The organism is Ruegeria sp. AF5 (assembly GCF_056541905.1).
This window is the reverse complement of the sequence record NZ_JBQFYZ010000001.1, coordinates 665179-682695: the sequence shown is the minus strand read 5'-3', so window position 1 is coordinate 682695 and position 17517 is coordinate 665179. Positions and strand designations below refer to the sequence as shown.

Annotated in this window: 20 protein-coding genes; 11 read left to right on the top strand and 9 right to left on the bottom strand. The window is 58.9% G+C overall.

The window, feature by feature from the left end:
* The first annotated feature begins 53 nt into the window (after positions 1 to 53).
* From ACR0DS_RS03395 to ACR0DS_RS03365, 7 genes are all read left to right on the top strand, one after another.
* Positions 54 to 788 (top strand): class I SAM-dependent methyltransferase, encoded by a 735-nt coding sequence (locus ACR0DS_RS03395; protein WP_209504806.1) that lies wholly within the window; start codon positions 54 to 56, stop codon positions 786 to 788.
* Positions 789 to 1090: 302 nt separating this feature from the next.
* Positions 1091 to 1651 carry a F0F1 ATP synthase subunit delta gene (locus ACR0DS_RS03390; RefSeq protein WP_209598051.1) on the top strand — a complete coding sequence of 187 codons (561 nt, stop codon included), beginning with the start codon at positions 1091 to 1093 and terminating at the stop codon, positions 1649 to 1651.
* The gene (gene atpA / locus ACR0DS_RS03385) at positions 1652 to 3190 is read left to right on the top strand and encodes a F0F1 ATP synthase subunit alpha (RefSeq protein ID WP_480557823.1); all 1539 of its coding nucleotides are present in this window, start codon (positions 1652 to 1654) and stop codon (positions 3188 to 3190) included.
* Positions 3191 to 3202: 12 nt separating this feature from the next.
* Positions 3203 to 4078: a F0F1 ATP synthase subunit gamma gene (locus ACR0DS_RS03380; protein ID WP_480482282.1), complete on the top strand. Its 876-nt coding sequence runs from the start codon at positions 3203 to 3205 to the stop codon at positions 4076 to 4078.
* 20 nt (positions 4079 to 4098) lie between these two features.
* Positions 4099 to 5523: a F0F1 ATP synthase subunit beta gene (gene atpD, locus ACR0DS_RS03375; RefSeq protein ID WP_209504802.1), complete on the top strand. Its 1425-nt coding sequence runs from the start codon at positions 4099 to 4101 to the stop codon at positions 5521 to 5523.
* A 12-nt stretch (positions 5524 to 5535) separates the two neighbouring features.
* Positions 5536 to 5946 (top strand): F0F1 ATP synthase subunit epsilon, encoded by a 411-nt coding sequence (locus ACR0DS_RS03370; RefSeq protein WP_209504801.1) that lies wholly within the window; start codon positions 5536 to 5538, stop codon positions 5944 to 5946.
* Between the two features lie 114 nt (positions 5947 to 6060).
* Positions 6061 to 6411: an H-type lectin domain-containing protein gene (locus ACR0DS_RS03365; RefSeq protein ID WP_480482280.1), complete on the top strand. Its 351-nt coding sequence runs from the start codon at positions 6061 to 6063 to the stop codon at positions 6409 to 6411.
* A 28-nt stretch (positions 6412 to 6439) separates the two neighbouring features.
* Here ACR0DS_RS03365 and rpiB read toward each other — a convergent pair whose 3' ends face one another.
* Both rpiB and ACR0DS_RS03355 read right to left on the bottom strand, forming a co-directional pair.
* On the bottom strand, positions 6440 to 6889 hold the full coding sequence (gene rpiB / locus ACR0DS_RS03360) for a ribose 5-phosphate isomerase B (protein ID WP_480487551.1): 450 nt from the start codon (positions 6887 to 6889) through the stop codon (positions 6440 to 6442).
* A 105-nt stretch (positions 6890 to 6994) separates the two neighbouring features.
* Positions 6995 to 8014 (bottom strand): ribose-phosphate pyrophosphokinase, encoded by a 1020-nt coding sequence (locus ACR0DS_RS03355; RefSeq protein WP_209504798.1) that lies wholly within the window; start codon positions 8012 to 8014, stop codon positions 6995 to 6997.
* 107 nt (positions 8015 to 8121) lie between these two features.
* Here ACR0DS_RS03355 and ACR0DS_RS03350 point away from each other — a divergent pair, with 107 nt between their 5' ends.
* Positions 8122 to 8724 carry a DsbA family protein gene (locus ACR0DS_RS03350; RefSeq protein WP_480557821.1) on the top strand — a complete coding sequence of 201 codons (603 nt, stop codon included), beginning with the start codon at positions 8122 to 8124 and terminating at the stop codon, positions 8722 to 8724.
* Between the two features lie 14 nt (positions 8725 to 8738).
* A complete protein-coding gene (locus tag ACR0DS_RS03345; protein ID WP_480528837.1) occupies positions 8739 to 9554 on the top strand; it encodes an alpha/beta fold hydrolase in 816 nt (271 codons plus the stop codon).
* Here ACR0DS_RS03345 and ACR0DS_RS03340 read toward each other — a convergent pair.
* Genes ACR0DS_RS03340 through ACR0DS_RS03330 form a run of 3 tightly spaced genes read right to left on the bottom strand, consistent with a single transcriptional unit; the run spans position 9541 to position 11977 of the window.
* Positions 9541 to 10575 (bottom strand): threonine aldolase family protein, encoded by a 1035-nt coding sequence (locus tag ACR0DS_RS03340; protein ID WP_480487555.1) that lies wholly within the window; start codon positions 10573 to 10575, stop codon positions 9541 to 9543. The two genes, ACR0DS_RS03345 and ACR0DS_RS03340, sit on opposite strands and share 14 nt — an antisense overlap.
* Positions 10575 to 11048, bottom strand: a complete 474-nt coding sequence (locus ACR0DS_RS03335) for a YcgN family cysteine cluster protein (RefSeq protein WP_209504795.1) — start codon at positions 11046 to 11048, stop codon at positions 10575 to 10577. The genes ACR0DS_RS03340 and ACR0DS_RS03335 overlap by 1 nt, the downstream gene beginning before the upstream one ends.
* Entirely contained in the window at positions 11045 to 11977 is a 933-nt protein-coding gene (locus ACR0DS_RS03330) for a bifunctional riboflavin kinase/FAD synthetase (protein WP_480475451.1), read from the bottom strand. The genes ACR0DS_RS03335 and ACR0DS_RS03330 overlap by 4 nt, the downstream gene beginning before the upstream one ends.
* Before the next feature lie 269 nt (positions 11978 to 12246).
* Here ACR0DS_RS03330 and ACR0DS_RS03325 point away from each other — a divergent pair, with 269 nt between their 5' ends.
* Positions 12247 to 12819, top strand: a complete 573-nt coding sequence (locus ACR0DS_RS03325) for a methylenetetrahydrofolate reductase C-terminal domain-containing protein (RefSeq protein WP_480616679.1) — start codon at positions 12247 to 12249, stop codon at positions 12817 to 12819.
* On the top strand, positions 12816 to 13805 hold the full coding sequence (locus ACR0DS_RS03320; RefSeq protein WP_480557817.1) for a methylenetetrahydrofolate reductase: 990 nt from the start codon (positions 12816 to 12818) through the stop codon (positions 13803 to 13805). Before ACR0DS_RS03325 ends, ACR0DS_RS03320 begins: the two co-directional genes overlap by 4 nt.
* 75 nt (positions 13806 to 13880) lie before the next feature.
* On the opposite strand, the gene ACR0DS_RS03315 is transcribed toward ACR0DS_RS03320, so the two are convergent.
* The 4 genes from ACR0DS_RS03315 to ACR0DS_RS03300 form a co-directional block, all read right to left on the bottom strand.
* A complete protein-coding gene (locus ACR0DS_RS03315; RefSeq protein ID WP_267362989.1) occupies positions 13881 to 14324 on the bottom strand; it encodes a MaoC family dehydratase in 444 nt (147 codons plus the stop codon).
* Between the two features lie 101 nt (positions 14325 to 14425).
* Positions 14426 to 15301 carry a TIGR01459 family HAD-type hydrolase gene (locus ACR0DS_RS03310; RefSeq protein ID WP_209504790.1) on the bottom strand — a complete coding sequence of 292 codons (876 nt, stop codon included), beginning with the start codon at positions 15299 to 15301 and terminating at the stop codon, positions 14426 to 14428.
* Between the two features lie 191 nt (positions 15302 to 15492).
* On the bottom strand, positions 15493 to 16413 hold the full coding sequence (locus ACR0DS_RS03305) for a manganese-dependent inorganic pyrophosphatase (RefSeq protein ID WP_480557815.1): 921 nt from the start codon (positions 16411 to 16413) through the stop codon (positions 15493 to 15495).
* Positions 16414 to 16523: 110 nt separating this feature from the next.
* On the bottom strand, positions 16524 to 17504 hold the full coding sequence (locus ACR0DS_RS03300; protein ID WP_480557813.1) for a TraB/GumN family protein: 981 nt from the start codon (positions 17502 to 17504) through the stop codon (positions 16524 to 16526).
* Positions 17505 to 17517: the final 13 nt, after the last annotated feature.

The following is a 17517-nucleotide window of genomic DNA, read 5'->3' as shown; positions in this document are numbered from 1 at the left end:
GCCCTTTCATTGCTAGACTGCGCCCAGCTAAGCCGATTGACCGGATGTCCGCAATGCATCTTGATGTGCAGGATCTGAGGAACTTCTACTACCGCAGCACCCTTGGGCGCGCGGCACAGGCGGCTATTCGCGGGCGACTGATACAGCTTTGGCCCGAAGCCAAAGGTCAGACGGTTGCCGGTTTTGGCTTTGCCGTGCCGCTGTTGCGCCCTTATCTGGCCGATGCGCGCCGGGTCATCGGGCTGATGCCCGGCCCGCAGGGTGTGATGCCCTGGCCTGCGGGGATGCCCAATGTCTCGGTCCTGACGGAAGAGACCCGGTGGCCCATTGAAACCGGTCACGTGGACAAGCTGGTGGTGATGCACGGGCTGGAAACGTCCGAGCGGCCAAACCAGCTGCTGGAGGAATGCTGGCGTGTTCTGGGCCCTGGTGGCAGGGCCGTGTTCATTGTTCCGAACCGGGCGGGTCTGTGGTCACGTACGGACAAAACGCCATTTGGCTTTGGTCGTCCCTATTCCGCCACTCAGCTGGAAAATCAGCTCAGGTCGCATTACTTCCTGCCCGAGGCGCATTGCTCGGCTCTTTACATGCCGCCGTCCTTCCGGCGGTTCTGGTTGAAATCGGGCAGTCTGATCGAAAAAACCGGACAGCGCATTCCAACTGTCATGGCGGGCGGGGTGTTGATGGTTGAGGTCACAAAGAACATTCATCCGCCTCGGGGCAATGTCACCAAAGATGCCATAAGGAAGCCGATCAAGGCGCTTGACGGTTTGCTAAAGCCTGCATGACAACTGCGTGCATCCCAAAGTGACAAATTCGCGAGAAAAAAGTCACAGGAATCGCAAAAACCTGCATATTCGTAACATTTTTCAACCGGGTTGACGGGTCCAAACGGTCGCACTTGGTGTAAGTGCATGAAAATTAACATTTTGTGGATAAATCTGTTACCGCTATAGCGTATTGCTTGGTTGGTTCACCTCTGCTACATCCCCGGTGATTTTGATCCCCGACCGTCTGGCCGGGGTTTCCTCACGCCCCAAGGTAGCGGCCGCTACCCAAAATCGGGGCCTCAAATATCGGAAGGGTGGACGTGTCCGAACCAGCTTCGATTTCCACAGGCATCGCCGAGCGCTATGCCACCGCGATCTTCGAGATCGCAAAAGAGAATAATGACCTTGCGGGTCTGGAATCCGGCATCAATGATCTGGCAGCAGCACTGGGCGACAGTGCCGACCTGCGTGACCTGATCGCATCGCCTTTGATTTCGCGGGCCGAGCAAGAAGGAGCAATTGCCGCTGTTGCTGACAAGATGGGGCTGAACGCCATCCTGCGCAACACGCTGGCTCTGATGGCGCAGAAACGCCGCCTGTTTGTTGTGCCGCAACTGGTGCAGGTGCTGCGTGACATGCTGGCAGATGAGCGTGGCGAAGTGACCGCCGATGTCGCCTCGGCCAAGGCGCTGACCAAGACACAACTGGAAAAACTGTCCAAGACGCTGTCCGAGCGTGTGGGCAAGACCGTAACTATCAATGCGACCGTGGATGAAAGCCTCATCGGCGGTCTTGTCGTCAAAGTGGGCTCGAAAATGATCGACAGTTCGATCCGTTCGAAGCTGAACTCCCTACAGAATGCAATGAAAGAGGTCGGATAAATGGGAATCCAAGCTGCAGAGATTTCTGCAATCCTGAAGGACCAGATCAAGAATTTTGGTCAGGAAGCCGAAGTGGCCGAGATCGGTCGCGTGCTGAGCGTCGGTGACGGGATTGCCCGTGTATATGGCCTGGACAACGTTCAAGCCGGTGAGATGGTCGAATTCCCCGGCGGCATCATGGGTATGGCGCTGAACCTGGAAAGCGACAACGTCGGTGTCGTTATTTTCGGTTCTGACCGTGACATCAAAGAAGGTGACACTGTCAAGCGCACCAACTCGATCGTGGACGTTCCGATCGGTGACGAGCTGCTGGGCCGTGTTGTTGACGGTCTGGGCAACCCGCTGGATGGCAAAGGTCCGATCAATGCCACCAAGCGTGGCGTTGCAGACGTCAAGGCACCTGGCATCATCCCGCGTAAATCGGTGCACGAACCGATGGCAACCGGCCTGAAATCGGTTGACGCGATGATCCCGATTGGCCGTGGCCAGCGCGAGCTGATCATTGGTGACCGCCAGACCGGTAAAACCGCTGTGGCTCTGGACACCATCCTGAACCAGAAGGTCTATAACGAAGCAGCAGGCGACGACGAGTCGAAGAAACTGTACTGCGTTTACGTTGCGATCGGTCAGAAACGTTCGACCGTTGCCCAGCTGGTGAAGAAACTGGAAGAATCTGGTGCGATTGAATATTCGATCGTTGTCGCCGCAACCGCGTCCGACCCGGCACCGATGCAGTTCCTGGCACCCTATGCCGCAACCGCGATGGCGGAATATTTCCGTGACAATGGCCGCCACGCGCTGATCATCTATGATGACCTGTCGAAACAGGCCGTGTCCTATCGTCAGATGTCGCTGCTGCTGCGCCGCCCGCCGGGCCGCGAAGCCTATCCGGGTGACGTTTTCTACCTCCACTCCCGTCTGCTGGAACGTTCGGCGAAGCTGAACGAAGATTTCGGTGCCGGCTCGCTGACCGCTCTGCCGGTTATCGAAACCCAGGGTGGTGACGTTTCGGCCTTTATTCCGACCAACGTGATCTCGATCACCGACGGTCAGATCTTCCTGGAAACCGAACTGTTCTATCAGGGCATCCGTCCTGCTGTGAACACCGGTCTGTCGGTTTCGCGTGTGGGCTCGTCGGCTCAGACCGACGCGATGAAATCGGTTGCCGGTCCGGTCAAGCTGGAACTGGCTCAGTATCGCGAAATGGCGGCCTTTGCACAGTTTGGTTCCGACCTCGACGCCGCAACCCAGCAGCTGCTGAACCGCGGTGCGCGCCTGACCGAGCTGATGAAGCAGCCGCAGTACTCGCCGCTGACCAACGCGGAAATCGTCTGCGTCATCTTCGCGGGCACCAACGGTTACCTCGATAAGATCGACGTGTCGGATGTTGGCCGCTACGAGACTGGCCTGCTGGCGCATCTGCGCGGCAAGCACGCTGACCTGCTGAAGTGGATCACCGACGAAGATCCGAAGATCAAAGGCGACGCGTCCGACAAACTCAAAGCAGCGATCGACGAATACGCCGCGACCTTCGCTTGATAGGAGGTTCCGATGCCTAGTCTGAAGGACCTTAAAAACAGGATCGAGTCGGTCAAATCGACCCGCAAGATCACCAAGGCCATGCAGATGGTCGCGGCCGCAAAACTGCGCCGCGCCCAGGAATCTGCCGAAGCCTCGCGCCCTTATGCCGAGCGGTTCAATGCCGTGATGGCCGGGCTGGCGGCGTCGGTCGGGGGCAGCGACAGCGCCCCCAAGCTGCTCCGTGGTACGGGCAGTGATGATGTCCATCTGCTGGTTGTGTTGACAGCTGAACGCGGCCTGTGTGGCGGCTTCAACTCGAACATCGCCAAGCTGGCCCGCCAGAAGGCGGAAGAGCTGCGCGGCAAGGGCAAGACGGTCAAGATTCTGACCGTCGGCAAGAAAGGCCGCGACGCGCTCAAGCGTGATTTTGGCGATCTGTTCGTTGGGCATGTGGACCTGAGCGAGGTCAAGCGTCTGGGTTATTCCAACGCGCAGGACATCGCAAAGGACATCCTGTCCCGCTTCGACGGGGGCGAGTTCGACGTTGCCACGATCTTCTACTCGAAGTTCGTCAACGTTGTGACCCAGATCCCGACGGCACAGCAAGTCATCCCCGCCTCGTTCGAGGAATCGGAAGGTGACGACAGCGGTGCCATTTTCGACTACGAGCCCAGCGAAGAGGCCATTCTGGCCGACCTGCTGCCCAAGGGGGTTGCGACCGCGATCTTCTCGGCTCTGCTCGAAAACGGAGCGTCTGAACAGGGCGCGCGGATGTCCGCAATGGACAACGCGACACGCAACGCGGGTGAGATGATCGACAAGCTGACGATCCAGTTCAACCGCTCGCGTCAGGCCGTGATCACCAACGAGCTGATTGAAATTATTTCCGGCGCCGAGGCGCTGTAGAGACAAACCGGAGACGAAACATGGCGAATGCAAAAGGCAAAGTCACACAGATCATCGGGGCCGTCGTCGACGTGCACTTCGAAGATCAGCTGCCTGAAATTCTGAACGCGCTGGAAACCACCAACAATGGCAAGCGCCTGGTGTTGGAAGTTGCTCAGCACCTGGGTGAAAACACTGTCCGCACCATCGCGATGGACGCGACCGAAGGTCTGGTCCGTGGTGAAGTGGTCACCGACACCGGTGCACCGATCTCGGTTCCGGTTGGCAACGCCACCCTGGGCCGCATCCTGAACGTGGTCGGCGAGCCGATCGACGAAAAAGGCCCGGTTGAGGCAACCGAAGCGCGCGCGATCCACCAGCCCGCACCGACCTTTGCCGAACAGTCGACCGAGTCCGAAGTTCTGGTCACCGGCATCAAGGTGGTTGACCTGCTGGCCCCTTACGCCAAAGGCGGTAAGATCGGCCTGTTCGGCGGCGCCGGCGTTGGTAAAACCGTTCTGATCATGGAACTGATCAACAACATCGCAAAAGTGCACTCGGGCTTCTCGGTGTTTGCGGGTGTTGGTGAACGGACCCGTGAAGGCAACGACCTGTATCACGAGATGATCGAATCGAACGTGATCAAGCCGGACAACCTGTCGGAAAGCCAGGTGGCCCTGGTTTACGGTCAGATGAACGAGCCTCCGGGTGCGCGTGCGCGTGTTGCTCTGACCGGTCTGACTCTGGCCGAGCAGTTCCGCGACCAGTCCGGTACCGACGTTCTGTTCTTCGTCGACAACATCTTCCGCTTTACACAGGCGGGTTCCGAGGTGTCGGCTCTGCTGGGTCGTATTCCGTCCGCCGTGGGCTACCAGCCGACACTGGCTACCGACATGGGTGCCCTGCAGGAACGCATCACCTCGACAAAGGCCGGATCGATCACTTCGGTGCAGGCGATCTACGTGCCTGCGGACGACTTGACCGACCCTGCGCCGGCAACCTCGTTTGCTCACTTGGATGCGACCACCGTTCTCAACCGTGCGATCTCGGAAAAGGGTATCTACCCGGCGGTTGACCCGCTCGACTCGACCTCGCGCCTGCTCGACCCGGCCATCGTCGGCGAAGAGCACTACAAGGTTGCGACCGACGTTCAGCAGATCCTCCAGCGCTACAAGTCGTTGCAGGACATCATCGCCATCCTCGGCATGGACGAACTGTCGGAAGAGGACAAGCTGACCGTGGCCCGTGCCCGTAAGATCGAACGCTTCCTGTCGCAGCCGTTCGACGTGGCCGAGGTCTTCACCGGCTCGCCGGGTGTTCAGGTTCCTCTGGATGTCACCATCTCGTCGTTCAAGGCCGTTGTGGCTGGCGAATACGATCACCTGCCCGAAGCAGCCTTCCTGATGGTTGGCGGCATCGACGAAGTGATCGCCAAAGCCGAAAAAATGGCAGCAGCAGCCGCCTAAGGAGTATCCCTGATGGCAAACACGATGCATTTCGACCTCGTCAGCCCCGAGCGGAGCCTTGCTTCGCTCGAGGTCACCGCGGTCCAGATTCCCGGCGCGGACGGGGACATGACGGCGATGCCCGATCATGCCCCCACCATCACAACGCTGCGCCCCGGTCTGCTGAAGGTTGAGGCACCCGAAGGGTCCAGCGAATACCTGGTCACCGGCGGGTTTGCCCAGATCAACGGCGACAGCCTGTCGGTTCTGGCCGAAAAGGCGGTTCCGGTTTCGGAAATCACCCGTTCGCATATGGACGAGCTGATTGCCGAGGCACGCGCCTCGCACGAAGCGGCAAAGGGCGGCGACGACATGTCGATCGTCGACGAAGCCGCCAAGCTGCTGGCCGATATGGAAGCTCTTGGGACACATATGAGCCTATAATTGGCTTAACAGTGGAAAATTGGAATGGCCTCGCAATTGCGGGGCCGTTTTTTTGTCGTGCTTTTGCCAGAAAGCCGGGGTAAGTTGCGGAAATTCAAGTATAATGATGAATACATGAAAAAATTTCTGACCCATCCCATTGGCATCGATCAGGGTGAAAGTGTTCTGTTTTCGGAATTTGCCGAAGGCGGGGACATGTGGACTGGCGAAGGCCCCCGCGAACGCCGGAAACCCATCCAATTCAAGGGCACGTTTCTTAGCCCGCCCATGGTTCAGATCGGGATTTCCCTTTGGGATGTCGACACATCATCAGCCCTGCGCGCCGAGGTTCAGGCAGAAAATATCACCTCGGAAGGGTTCGAAGCGGTGTTTCGGACATGGTCCGACACGCGGATTGCCCGGATCCGGATCAGTTGGACCGCGTTCGGAGAGGTGGCGCATCCAGACGACTGGAACATTTCCTGATCCGGGGCTTGCAGGACAGGCGCGGGGCTCAGTCGTCCTGCGCTTCGATCATGTCGACCCGTGTGGCGTGGCGGCCGCCTTCGAATTCGGCCCCCAGAAACGCATCCACAATATCCAGCGCCTGACCTTCGCCGACAACGCGCGCGCCAATCGACAGCATGTTGGCATTGTTGTGCTGGCGGATCATCCGCGCAGAAAACGCATCCGAACAGACACCGCAGCGAATGCCGGGCACCTTGTTTGCGGCCATCATGATGCCCTGACCCGTGCCGCAGAGGATAATGCCCAATCCGCAATCCCCCGAAGCCACGGCCAGTGCCGCGGCCTTGCCGTGTTTGGGGTAATGGGTGCTTTCAGGGGTCGTCGGGCCGATATCGACCACGTCCCAGCCTTGCTGCGCGATGTGGTTGGCCACAGCCTGACGCAGCTCGATTGCCGCGTGGTCGCTGGAAAGAACAATGCGTTTGTTGCCAGTCATGGAGATCGGTCCACTTGTGTCGCTGATCGCGCACATGGGTCAGGCTTGTGCGCAATCGGTGGTTCAAAAAGAAAAGGACGACACATCCTGTCGCCCCGTCCAAACTCAATCCATCTGGTACATGGATTCGTAGATCGGTGTCAGCGTCTTGTCTTCGAACAGGGATGACACGCTGGTTCCGTTCCAGATGTTCAGGATCGCCTGCGTAAAGATAGGCGCGGTCGGAACAATGCGGATGTTCTTGGCGCCCAAAATCTCTTTGGTCGGCTGGATGGTGTCGGTCAGCACCAGCGACTTCATCACCGAATTTGTCACCCGTTCCACCGCAGGGCCGCTCATGACGCCATGCGTGATGTAGGAATGAACCTCTTTCGCACCGTTATCCAGCAGCACCTGCGCCGCCTTGCACAGCGTTCCGGCGGTGTCGCACATGTCGTCCACGATCAGACAGATCTTGTCCTTCACATCCCCGATCACGGTCATCTCGGCGACTTCGCCCGCTTTCTCGCGGCGCTTGTCCACGATCGACAGAGGGGCGTTGATCCGCTTGGCCAGTTCGCGCGCGCGGGCCACGCCGCCCACGTCGGGTGAAACCACCATGATTTCATCCAGATTTCCCTTGAACTGATGCTTCACATCCAGCGCAAAGATGGGCGAGGCATAAAGGTTGTCCACGGGCATATCGAAAAAACCCTGAATCTGGGCCGCGTGCAGGTCCATTGTCAGGATCCGTTCGATCCCGGCCCCGGTCAGCATGTTGGCCACCAGCTTGGCGCTGATGGGCGTGCGGGCCTTGGTGCGACGGTCCTGACGGGCGTACCCGAAATACGGAATCACGGCGGTGATCCGCTGCGCGGACGACCGGCGCAGAGCATCTGCGATGATCAACAGTTCCATCAGGTTGTCATTGGCCGGGTTCGAGGTCGGCTGGATAATGAACATATCCTCGCCGCGCACATTCTCGAACACTTCGACGAAAATCTCACCGTCGTTGAACCGTTCGACACGCGCATCGACCAGACCCTGATCAACGCCTCGGTACAGGCTCATGCGGCGTGCGATGGCTTGGGCAAGCGGAAGGTTGGCGTTCCCAGCGATAAGCTTGGGTTCGTGAAGTGTCGGCATCGGCTGAGGTCCCCGGGCAGCAATGGCAATGTGACAGAATCGTGATGTTGACACCGCTTAGCATGGCCTTACCGTCCCGCAAAGGTAACGCAGCGGAGAAAGTGCACATGACCCAGATTGACTACTTTTTTGCGACACTCTCGCCCTATTCCTATCTGGCAGGGATGCGGCTGGAAGAAATCGCGGCAAAACACGGCGCCACGATCAACTATAAACCGCTGGACATTATCGCCCTGTTCGCGCGCACCGGGGGAACCCCTCCGAAAGACCGGCATATCTCTCGTATCGAATACCGCGCACAGGAGCTGCTGCGCCAATCCAAGAATCTGGGGATGGAGTTCAATCTGAAACCCGCGCACTGGCCGACCAACATGGCCCCGTCATCTTATGCGGTTATTGCCGCGATCAAGGACGGCTCGGGCGATGTGGGCAAGCTGAGTCATTCCTTCCTTCGCGCCTGCTGGGCCGAGGAAAAGGATATCGCACAGGACGATGTTATCCGCGAATGTCTGACGCAAGCCGGGTTTGATCCCGGTCTGGCAGACAGCGGCTTGCTGGTGGGGGCAGAAACCTATGCCGCCAACCTAGAGGAAGCCGTGGACCGGGGTGTCTTCGGCGCACCGTTCTATATCACGCCCGACGATCAGCGGTTCTGGGGTCAGGACAGGCTGGACGATCTGGACCGGCATCTGGCCAAGATGAACGGGTGACGGTCAGGGCCGTGATGCAATCCGTTTTCGTCAGGCACTTGGGTGAGGGGGAGCGGAAACTGCTCGCCCTCCATTGCACGATTGCGCATTCCGGTGCCTGGTCTGGTTTGGCCAGTGCGCTGGATGGCTGCGCGTCATTTATTGCCCCGGATATGTTGTCGCATGGGCGCAGCCCGGATTGGGACGGGCAGGGTGATTTCTTTGTCGCAGTGACCAAACCCGCCCTGGCTGAATTGACCGAACCCATGGATGTAATCGGGCATTCCTTTGGGGCGATGATCGCGCTCAGGCTGGCGATCGAACATCCCGACCGCGTGCGCAGCCTGATCCTGATCGAACCCGTGTTCTTTGCAGTTGCAAAACAGGATGCGCCGCTGTTGTTCGAACAGCACGAACGGGACTCCGAGCCGGTCAATGCGGCCTTCGCATCTGGTGACAAGGTTTTGGCGGCGCGCCTGTTCAACAGGGCGTGGAGCACGAAGATCAGCCCCAAATGGCCTGATTTGCCCGAACGCACGCGGGCAAATATGGTGCGTGGAATCGATGCGGTTCCGGCTGTGCAGCCTGTGCTCTACGATGATCAGGCAGGGTTGCTTGACGCCGATCAGCTTCGGCGTGCATCGATGCCGACCCTGCTGCTGAGCGGGTCAGAGACGCCGCCGGTGATCCACGCGATTTGCGCAGGGCTGAAACGGCGCCTGCCTGATGCACGCCATGAACGCATCAACGGCGCAGGGCACATGCTGCCGATTTCACACCCTGATGAAACCGGCGCTTTGCTGCGGGCGTTCTGGCAGGCCAACGCCCCGTTAGGCGTTAAAGCAGATTGAGAAACTGATCGATCTCCGCCGCTCCGATGGACCAGTCGCAAACCAGCCTGCACGCGAGGTTTTCGTTTTCATCCTCGCCGTCCAGCTCTGCCCCCCAAAGGTGATAAACCGCGCCGGCCTCATGCAGCTGCTTGTGCTTCGCGCGTGGGAATGAGGCAAAGATCATATTGGCCTGCGGTTCGTGCAGAAACGCGGCCCCCTTGGCGCGCAAACCCTCGGCCAAGCGGGCGCAGTTGTCATTGGCCTGACGTGCCATCTTCAGCCACAGGTCGTCTTCCAGATAGGCCGCCATCTGAGCGGACAGATAGCGGTGCTTGGAAAACAGATGCGCCCCGCGCTTGCGCCGCAGCTCAAACTCCCAGGCTTTGCTTTCATCAAAGAACACCACCGCCTCGACACCCATCAGACCGTTCTTGGTGCCACCAAAACTGACAGCATCCACACCTGCTTTCCACGTCATATCCGCCGGGGAACAGTTCAGCGCAACCAACGCGTTGGTAAAGCGCGCGCCGTCCAGATGTACAGGCAGGCCGTACATCTTGGCGACCCCGCACAGGGCCTGCAACTCTGCCAGCGAATAAACCGATCCGCGCTCGGTCACTTGTGTGATCGACACGGGTCCGCGCTGCGGCCCATGTACGCCGCGTGTTTCTTCACCCAGAATTGACCCGCGCAGCGCCTCAGGGGTCATCTTGTCTCCGCCCGGAACCAGGGTCAGCTTGGCGCCGCTGTAAAACTCCGGTGCGTTGCATTCGTCCTCGTGGATATGCGCGACTGGGGAACAGAAAACCGTTTCCCAAGGCTTTGACAATGTTGCAAGGGCCAGAGAATTCGCGGCTGTCCCCGTCGCCACCAGATAGACCGCAGCACCCGGAGCCTCGAAGATGCTGCGGATACGGTCGCGCACCTCGTTCATCAGCGTATCCGCACCATAGGCCATCTGATAGCCCTGATTGACCTCGGCCAGCCTGGCCATGACCTGCGGATGAACCGGCCCGGAATTGTCAGACGCGAAATGCATCAGCTTGGCTCCTCGATTATGTAATCTTCCCACTCTTCCATGGGTGTCTCAAACTCGGACACTGTGCGCCCCTGAACCGAGACCCCGGCGGCATGCACACTGTCCGCTGTACCAGATATCAACGGGTGCCAGTCGTAAAGCGGTTTGCCTTCCCACAGCAACCGATACGCGCAGGTTTGTGGCAACCAATAGGCATGTTCGTCGATATTGTCGGGGGTCATGACGATGCATTCGGGCACGAATTGATGCCGGATGTCGTATTGTACGCAGCGGCAGCTTTCGTCATCCAACAGGCGGCACGCGACGCAGGTCAGGGCAACCTCGCCCGTGTCTTCATCTTCCAGCTTGTTCAGGCAGCATTTGCCGCAGCCATCACATAACGCCTCCCACTCGCGCTGGTTCATTTGGCGCAGGGGTTTGCGCTCCCAAAACCGGGCAGGCAGGCCCGTGCGTTCAATCGGATCAACACTCATAGGGTGGTCAATATACCGCGGGCCTGTTTGCAGTCGGCATCCATCTGCGTGATCAGACTCTCCAGCCCGTCAAATGTCATCTCGGGGCGCAGAAAGTCGATCAGACCCACCGACAGCGTCGCCCCGTACAGATCGCCCGAAAAGTCGAACAGGAAGGTTTCGATATTGGGCACCTGGCCGTTAAACATCGGACGTACCCCGATCGAGGCCGCGCCGTGATAGCTGCCTTTATGCGGCCCATCCAACACGTCCACCAATACGGCGTAGACACCGAACTTTGGCGGGTGCAGCCCTTCGATGGACATATTCGCGGTGGGAAAGCCCAACTCGCGCCCGCGCTGTTCGCCCCCGATCACTTCGCCTTCGATCCGGTGCCAGTGTCCCAGCATCGCGGCTGCGTCCCGTGGTCGGCCGTCGCTCAGCGCGGTGCGAATGGCGGTTGAGGACACAACGTTTTCCGACCGTTCCATCAAAGGCGCAATCGTCACGCCGAACCCCATGTCCCGCCCGAACCGCACCAGATCCTGCGCCGTGCCGCTGCGGCCCTTGCCAAAGCAGAAATCGGCCCCCACCACGACATGCGACAGGCCCAGCCCGTCGCAGATCACGTTGCGTGCAAACTCTTCCGGCGATAGCCCTGCCAGCGCGGCGTTGAACGGCAGTTCATACAGCTTCTCTACGCCCAGCTTTTCCAGCCGGTGCGCCCGCGCATTGCCCCGCATCAGGCGGAACGGAGGCGTGTCCGGCGCAAAATACTCCCGCGGATGCGGCTCGAAGGTCAACACACCCAGCGGCGCGTCTGGCGCAGCATTACGGGCCAGTTCGATGACCGACTGGTGCCCCAAATGAACGCCGTCGAAATTCCCGATTGCCACGCTGGCGCCGCGATCTTCTGGCTGGACGAACTGGATATCCCGGATGATGTGCATAGACGATTGCGTAGCGGCGCGAGTCAATTTGTTCAAGCGGCAGTTTGAATTCCAAGAATGCGATCCTGCGAATGAGCTTTGAACATTTCGCTTGGCCGGGAAAATGCACGAGGCCAATCCAAGTATTTCAGACCAGGCGTCTCCAACCGCTTGATTCAAAAAAAACTCCGGGTTTAGACTGAAAATCCGGTCCCTGGATTAAGGCGCACCGGATCAAAGCCCGGCCAGGTTCGAACGAACCCAGCACAGGAGGCAGACCCATGTACCGAATGCGACTGTTCGCGATTCGTCATGCCCGCACTTTCGAGTGGATCTATAAATGTGTCGAACGCGGCATGGTCGCGATGGACCCGCTATTTGCAAAGATCGGATATAACCGCGTCGAACGCCCCATTGCACTGGTCGAGAAGGGCGTCAAAACCCTGTTGTTCGATTGCAAGATGTGCGGGCAATGCGTGTTGTCATCCACCGGAATGTCCTGCCCGATGAACTGCCCAAAGCAATTGCGCAATGGCCCATGTGGCGGCGTACGTCCCGGCGAGTTCTGTGAGGTGAAGCCGCATATGAAATGCGTCTGGGCCCTGGCCTGGAACGGAGCCAGCCGTATGCGGGACGGAGCCGACAAGATAAAAGAAGTTCTTCCGCCGGTGGAGCACACGTTGAAAGGCTCGTCATCCTGGTTGCGGGTCAGTCGCGAGATTGCAGCGCACGAGCGCGAGACCCGGGATGCTGCCCGATTGGCGCTGGCCGAGGCATTCCCCGAAGCGCGCGAGAATGAACCTTCTGCGGCACCACTGGCCGCCGAACCACCCAACGCGATAAACCGGGAACTGAAGAAATGAGTGATACCCATCGCAACGAGGTGGAGCCGATTGGCTATGTTCCGGTTCCCCAAGGACATGTGTCGCACAGCCGGTTGGAAAAGGTACTCCGTTCAGGCCGTTTCGCAGTCACCGCCGAGTTGAACCCACCCGACAGTGCCGACCCCGAGGATGTTTATCAGGCGGCCCAACCGCTTGGCGAAGTGGCTGACGCGATCAATGCAACCGATGCTTCGGGCGCGAACTGCCATATGTCCTCGATTGGGATTTGTGCCTTGCTGACGCGCGCGGGTTATTCTCCGGTCTATCAGATTTCCTGCCGCGACCGGAACCGGATTGCCATTCAGGGCGATGTTCTGGGGGCTGCGGCGTTGGGCGTCAGTAACGTGCTGTGCCTGACCGGCGACGGCGTCGGCGTCGGGGATCAGCCGGGGTCAAAACCGGTATTCGATTTCGATTCCCTGACCCTGTTGCGGACGATCCGCACGATGCGCGATCAGGGAATGTTCCTTTCTGGTCGTAAGATCACGCGCCCGCCGCAACTGTTCCTTGGTGCTGCCGAAAACCCCTGTATCCCGCCTTATGACTGGCGACCTGATCGTCTGGCAAAGAAGGTTGAGGCCGGGGCCGAGTATATTCAGACCAATTACATCTACGACATTCCGCTGTTCGAGAAATTCATGGCGCGGGTGAGGGATGCGGGGCTGGACAAGAAAGTGTTCATCATCGCGGGCGTCGGCCCCATCGCGTCAGCGCGTGCGGCACGCTGGATGCGCAGCAATGTTCCCGGCATTCACATCCCCGATCAGGTCATCGAGCGGATGGAGAAAGCCGAAAAGCCAGCTGACGAGGGCAAGAAGATCTGTATCGAACTGATCCAGCAGATCCGCGATATCGCGGGGGTGTCCGGCGTTCATGTGATGGCCTACAGGCGCGAACACGTGGTGTCAGAGATCATTCTGGAATCCGGTGCGTTGAAAGGGCGAAAACGCGCCCGCCCATCCTGAAAGGCACAGGCAAAAAACAGCGTCCAAACAAAAAAGGCGCCGGTCGGGCGCCTTTTGCATGGATGTGTTCGCCGATCAGTCAAACTTGCGCGACGGGGCCAGTACCATGGCTTCACCGATCAGAACCTTCTTACCCTCGACCGAGCAATGGCAATCCAGTTTGACGCGACGCTTGGAAAAGTCGATGTCGATAACTTTGACCTCGGCGTAAACCATGTCACCGGGGCGCACGGGGGCCAGGAACTTCAGTGACTGCCCCATATAGACCGTGCCATGGCCCGGCAGTTGTTCGCCAATCACGGCCGAAATCAGCCCAGCTGTCAGCATCCCGTGCGCGATGCGCCCTTCGAAGATTGTATCGCGGGCATAATCATCATCCAGATGCACCGGATTCCGGTCTGTCGAGATCTGCGCAAACATCTCGATATCTTCGTCCGTCACCACTTTGCGCAGGTGGCGGGACATGCCCATTTCGATGTCTTCGATACAGATCGTTCCGCGTGGAAGATTGTCCAACATGTTGCCCTCACTCGAAATCGACCGAGAAAGAAAAAACCACTATCCGGCCTAGGTTGGCAACTTTATTACTTCGCAGTTGCAGAAAATCAAGTCTTTTCTTGCTATCTCAATCGACCGATTGTGTAGGTCGGGTTGATCTTTTCCCTTTCGATATAAGCTGTTAGGGATTCGTGATCCGGATGGTGCGACGTTTTTGTCTCGGCCGCCGCCAGCCCGCCCGAAATGAACAGGGAATCAATGCCTTCACCCATGCCCCCCAGAATGTCCGTATGGGGGCCGTCGCCGATCACCAGAATGTCGCTATCCGGGATATCATGGCCCAGTTCCTGCAACCTGCGGCGCGCCAGATCGTAGATCGGCGGGTGCGGTTTGCCGAAATACAGGCTCTCGCCGCCCATCTCGGTATAGAGCTTTGCCAAAGCGCCGGCACACCATTCGCGCACCTCGCCGCGATCGACAACAATATCGGGGTTTGCGCATAGCAGCTTCATGCCCATCTGCTTGGCATAGAGGAAATCGGGGCGGTTCACGTCCGGGTCAGCCATCGGATCAAAGGGACCACAGCAGACGATCCCTTCGGCCTCTCTTAGCGGGACGCGTTCGATATGGATCGGGTGGTGCAGCAGTTTCAGTGGCTCGAAAAAGCCTGCATCGCGCTGCCATTCTCCCATGAAGTAAACCTTGTGCCCGACAGCGCCACGGAACATCGCCGACCGCGCGGAATCGCCGCTGGTGGCAATGGTGTCATAGGCATCTGCGGGAACATTGAACTGCATCAGTTGCTCGGCCACACCCGCGCGGGGTTTGGGCGAGTTCGTGACCAGCACGACAAGCCCCCCGTCCGCGCGATAGGCCTGAAGGGCTGCGACAGCTTCGGGATAGGCCGTGATTCCGTTGTGAACGCACCCCCACAGATCGACAAACAACGCTTTGTAGCGGGCAGAGATTTCGGACAGCGCGTGAACGATCTGGGTCATATGTGGCCTCAAGCTGAAACTGCACGAGCCTTATGACCGATTGGCAAGGGATTGGCCACCAATCGATAGGTGGCCACCCTGTATTTCATCTGTCGGGTACAGGTCTGCCCAAGCGCAATGCCAAAGGCGCAGACTCAGGACTAATAATGCGAGGCCTGTTTTACTCAGAACGACAGACCCCGCGTGTTTCTTCAGACCTTCAGGTTCGGAATGATCTGCTTTTTACGGCTCATGATGCCCGGCAGAACCACGGCGTCGCCTTCGACGGATGCACCAAAGCTTTTCTCGGCAACGGTTTTGACCAGATCGTTGGGCACCAGCAGGGTGGCTTCCTCGTTCAGGATATCGACGACGAACAGCAGCACCTGGTCGACACCGTCTTCCTTGGCGACATCCACCATCGAACCCGCCAGGCTTGCCTTGCGGTCCAGAATGACGCCCGGCGCAGTGGTTTCCAGAACCGAGACGCGGAATTTGGTGCCATCGACCTCGTATTCCTTGCTGTCCATGCGGATCAGTTCGGCATCCGAGAAGGACGAGACATCCGATTTCGCCGCAAACATGTCTGCCGCGTAAGCCGAGATATCCAGCTCCAGCTCGGCTGCCAGCCGCTCAGCAACCGCGCGGTCATGGGGCGTGGTGGTGGGCGAGCGGAATTCCAGCGTGTCCGACAGGATGCAGGTCAGTGCCGCGCCCTTGATGGCATCGGGCATCTTGGCCGCATCGTCGCCCATCAGGTCGACCATGATGGTGGCCGTGCAGGCCAGCGGGCGCACGGTGATGTCGATCGGGCCTTTGGTTTCCAGACCACCGACCAGCTTGTGGTGGTCGATGATGGCGCGGATGTCAGCGTCATTGACGTTGGCGGGCAGTTCGGCAGGGTTGTTGGTGTCGACGATAACCACCGGAGTGTCCGCTGCCAGATCGTCCAGGATGCGTGGTTTGGGCAGATCCCAGTTGTCCAGCATGAACGCCGCTTCGGTGTTGGGCTCGCCCAACAGCACGGGCTCGGCCTGCACACCTTTGATTTCGTTGAGGTACCACGACCACAGGATCGGCGAGCCTGTGGAATCGGTGTCGGGGGATTTGTGACCAAATACGAGCGTTGTCATGTCAGCGTCCTGCGGAATGGAAATTTGCGCGCCTTATAGGGCGGACAAACGCCCTTGTCACGCCACAGCAGCCCGTCTGCGACGCTTGGTCTGAAAACCGCTGAACCAGCTTAGAAAGCGGCGCGTGTCAGCGTGTATCCGGCCTGCTCCAGCTGGTTCAGCAAACCGTGATCATCACTCAGATGACCTGCGCCGACCGCGATCACTGCCGTCTGATCCGTGATGGCCAGAATATGCTCCATCCACAGGGCATTCCGTTGGACAAGCATTTGCTGCTCGAACCCGTTCCATTCCTCATCGAAGACGTCCCGGCTCAGCCCGGATTCTTCGAACCCCTGCAGGCGGGCAAATTGTATGATCTCGGCGTGCTTTTCTTCCAGATATCCATTGGCCATGGTGGCCAGTTGATCGTTGCTTCCCATCATCGCCCCGGACAGGCGCACCAGTGACTCGACCTGCTGTTCCAGCGGGTGACTGTCGAACATGGCGATCAGGTCGTCGATACGTTCCAGCGAGTGTTGCGGAATGCCGTTTTCTGCGGCCAGATCGTTCAGGCGGGCGTCCATGCCGTAGGTCCCGTTCGGATCTTCCATCATGCAGGGCGGGATGCTCAGCATCATGCTCAAGAACCACGGTCGCATTTTGGCCGCCATCCAGCCGGGAATGCCGCGCTGGTTCAACGCGGTCGAGAATGCGGCCCAGTCTTCATCTCCCATCAGGTCGATCAGGGTCGGCCCGGATGTGATCATTACAGCGTTGAGATTATTGGCCAGGTTTTTTTCGAATGCGTCCATGTCAGTCTGGGTGACTTCGAAATAGAACGCGTCAGCCTTGCTCAGGTCCGGAGACAGGCGTTCAACCACCTTTTCCATGCGTTCGTCATACGTGTGCAGGGTGCCAATGATGTGCAGAACCGTGTCATCCTTGCGCGCAATCCAGTGGTTGCCTTCCGGAAAGGGGATGTCCGCCACCGCGCGCTGCAACTCGGCCCGCGCGTCATCCGACAGCTGCGGGCGCAGGTCCTGCCCATCGCACGCAGCCGCAGCCGTGATCGGGGCCAGTAGAAAAGCAAGAAATGTCAGCAGGCGCATGAACCCATCCGGT

Bases quoted from the DNA above. Each gene is read 5' to 3' on its own strand.
- rpiB (WP_480487551.1), bottom strand. From the start codon at position 6,889: ATGACTGGCAACAAACGCATTGTTCTTTCCAGCGACCACGCGGCAATC.
- ACR0DS_RS03345 (WP_480528837.1), top strand. From the start codon at position 8,739: ATGCAATCCGTTTTCGTCAGGCACTTGGGTGAGGGGGAGCGGAAACTG.
- ACR0DS_RS03335 (WP_209504795.1), bottom strand. From the start codon at position 11,048: ATGAGTGTTGATCCGATTGAACGCACGGGCCTGCCTGCCCGGTTTTGG.
- ACR0DS_RS03330 (WP_480475451.1), bottom strand. From the start codon at position 11,977: ATGCACATCATCCGGGATATCCAGTTCGTCCAGCCAGAAGATCGCGGC.
- ACR0DS_RS03300 (WP_480557813.1), bottom strand. From the start codon at position 17,504: ATGCGCCTGCTGACATTTCTTGCTTTTCTACTGGCCCCGATCACGGCT.
- atpD (WP_209504802.1), top strand. From the start codon at position 4,099: ATGGCGAATGCAAAAGGCAAAGTCACACAGATCATCGGGGCCGTCGTC.
- ACR0DS_RS03365 (WP_480482280.1), top strand. From the start codon at position 6,061: ATGAAAAAATTTCTGACCCATCCCATTGGCATCGATCAGGGTGAAAGT.
- ACR0DS_RS03395 (WP_209504806.1), top strand. From the start codon at position 54: ATGCATCTTGATGTGCAGGATCTGAGGAACTTCTACTACCGCAGCACC.
- ACR0DS_RS03340 (WP_480487555.1), bottom strand. From the start codon at position 10,575: ATGCATTTCGCGTCTGACAATTCCGGGCCGGTTCATCCGCAGGTCATG.
- ACR0DS_RS03380 (WP_480482282.1), top strand. From the start codon at position 3,203: ATGCCTAGTCTGAAGGACCTTAAAAACAGGATCGAGTCGGTCAAATCG.
- ACR0DS_RS03310 (WP_209504790.1), bottom strand. From the start codon at position 15,301: ATGACCCAGATCGTTCACGCGCTGTCCGAAATCTCTGCCCGCTACAAA.
- ACR0DS_RS03355 (WP_209504798.1), bottom strand. From the start codon at position 8,014: ATGCCGACACTTCACGAACCCAAGCTTATCGCTGGGAACGCCAACCTT.
- atpA (WP_480557823.1), top strand. From the start codon at position 1,652: ATGGGAATCCAAGCTGCAGAGATTTCTGCAATCCTGAAGGACCAGATC.
- ACR0DS_RS03315 (WP_267362989.1), bottom strand. From the start codon at position 14,324: ATGTTGGACAATCTTCCACGCGGAACGATCTGTATCGAAGACATCGAA.
- ACR0DS_RS03320 (WP_480557817.1), top strand. From the start codon at position 12,816: ATGAGTGATACCCATCGCAACGAGGTGGAGCCGATTGGCTATGTTCCG.
- ACR0DS_RS03370 (WP_209504801.1), top strand. From the start codon at position 5,536: ATGGCAAACACGATGCATTTCGACCTCGTCAGCCCCGAGCGGAGCCTT.
- ACR0DS_RS03325 (WP_480616679.1), top strand. From the start codon at position 12,247: ATGCGACTGTTCGCGATTCGTCATGCCCGCACTTTCGAGTGGATCTAT.
- ACR0DS_RS03350 (WP_480557821.1), top strand. From the start codon at position 8,122: ATGACCCAGATTGACTACTTTTTTGCGACACTCTCGCCCTATTCCTAT.
- ACR0DS_RS03305 (WP_480557815.1), bottom strand. From the start codon at position 16,413: ATGACAACGCTCGTATTTGGTCACAAATCCCCCGACACCGATTCCACA.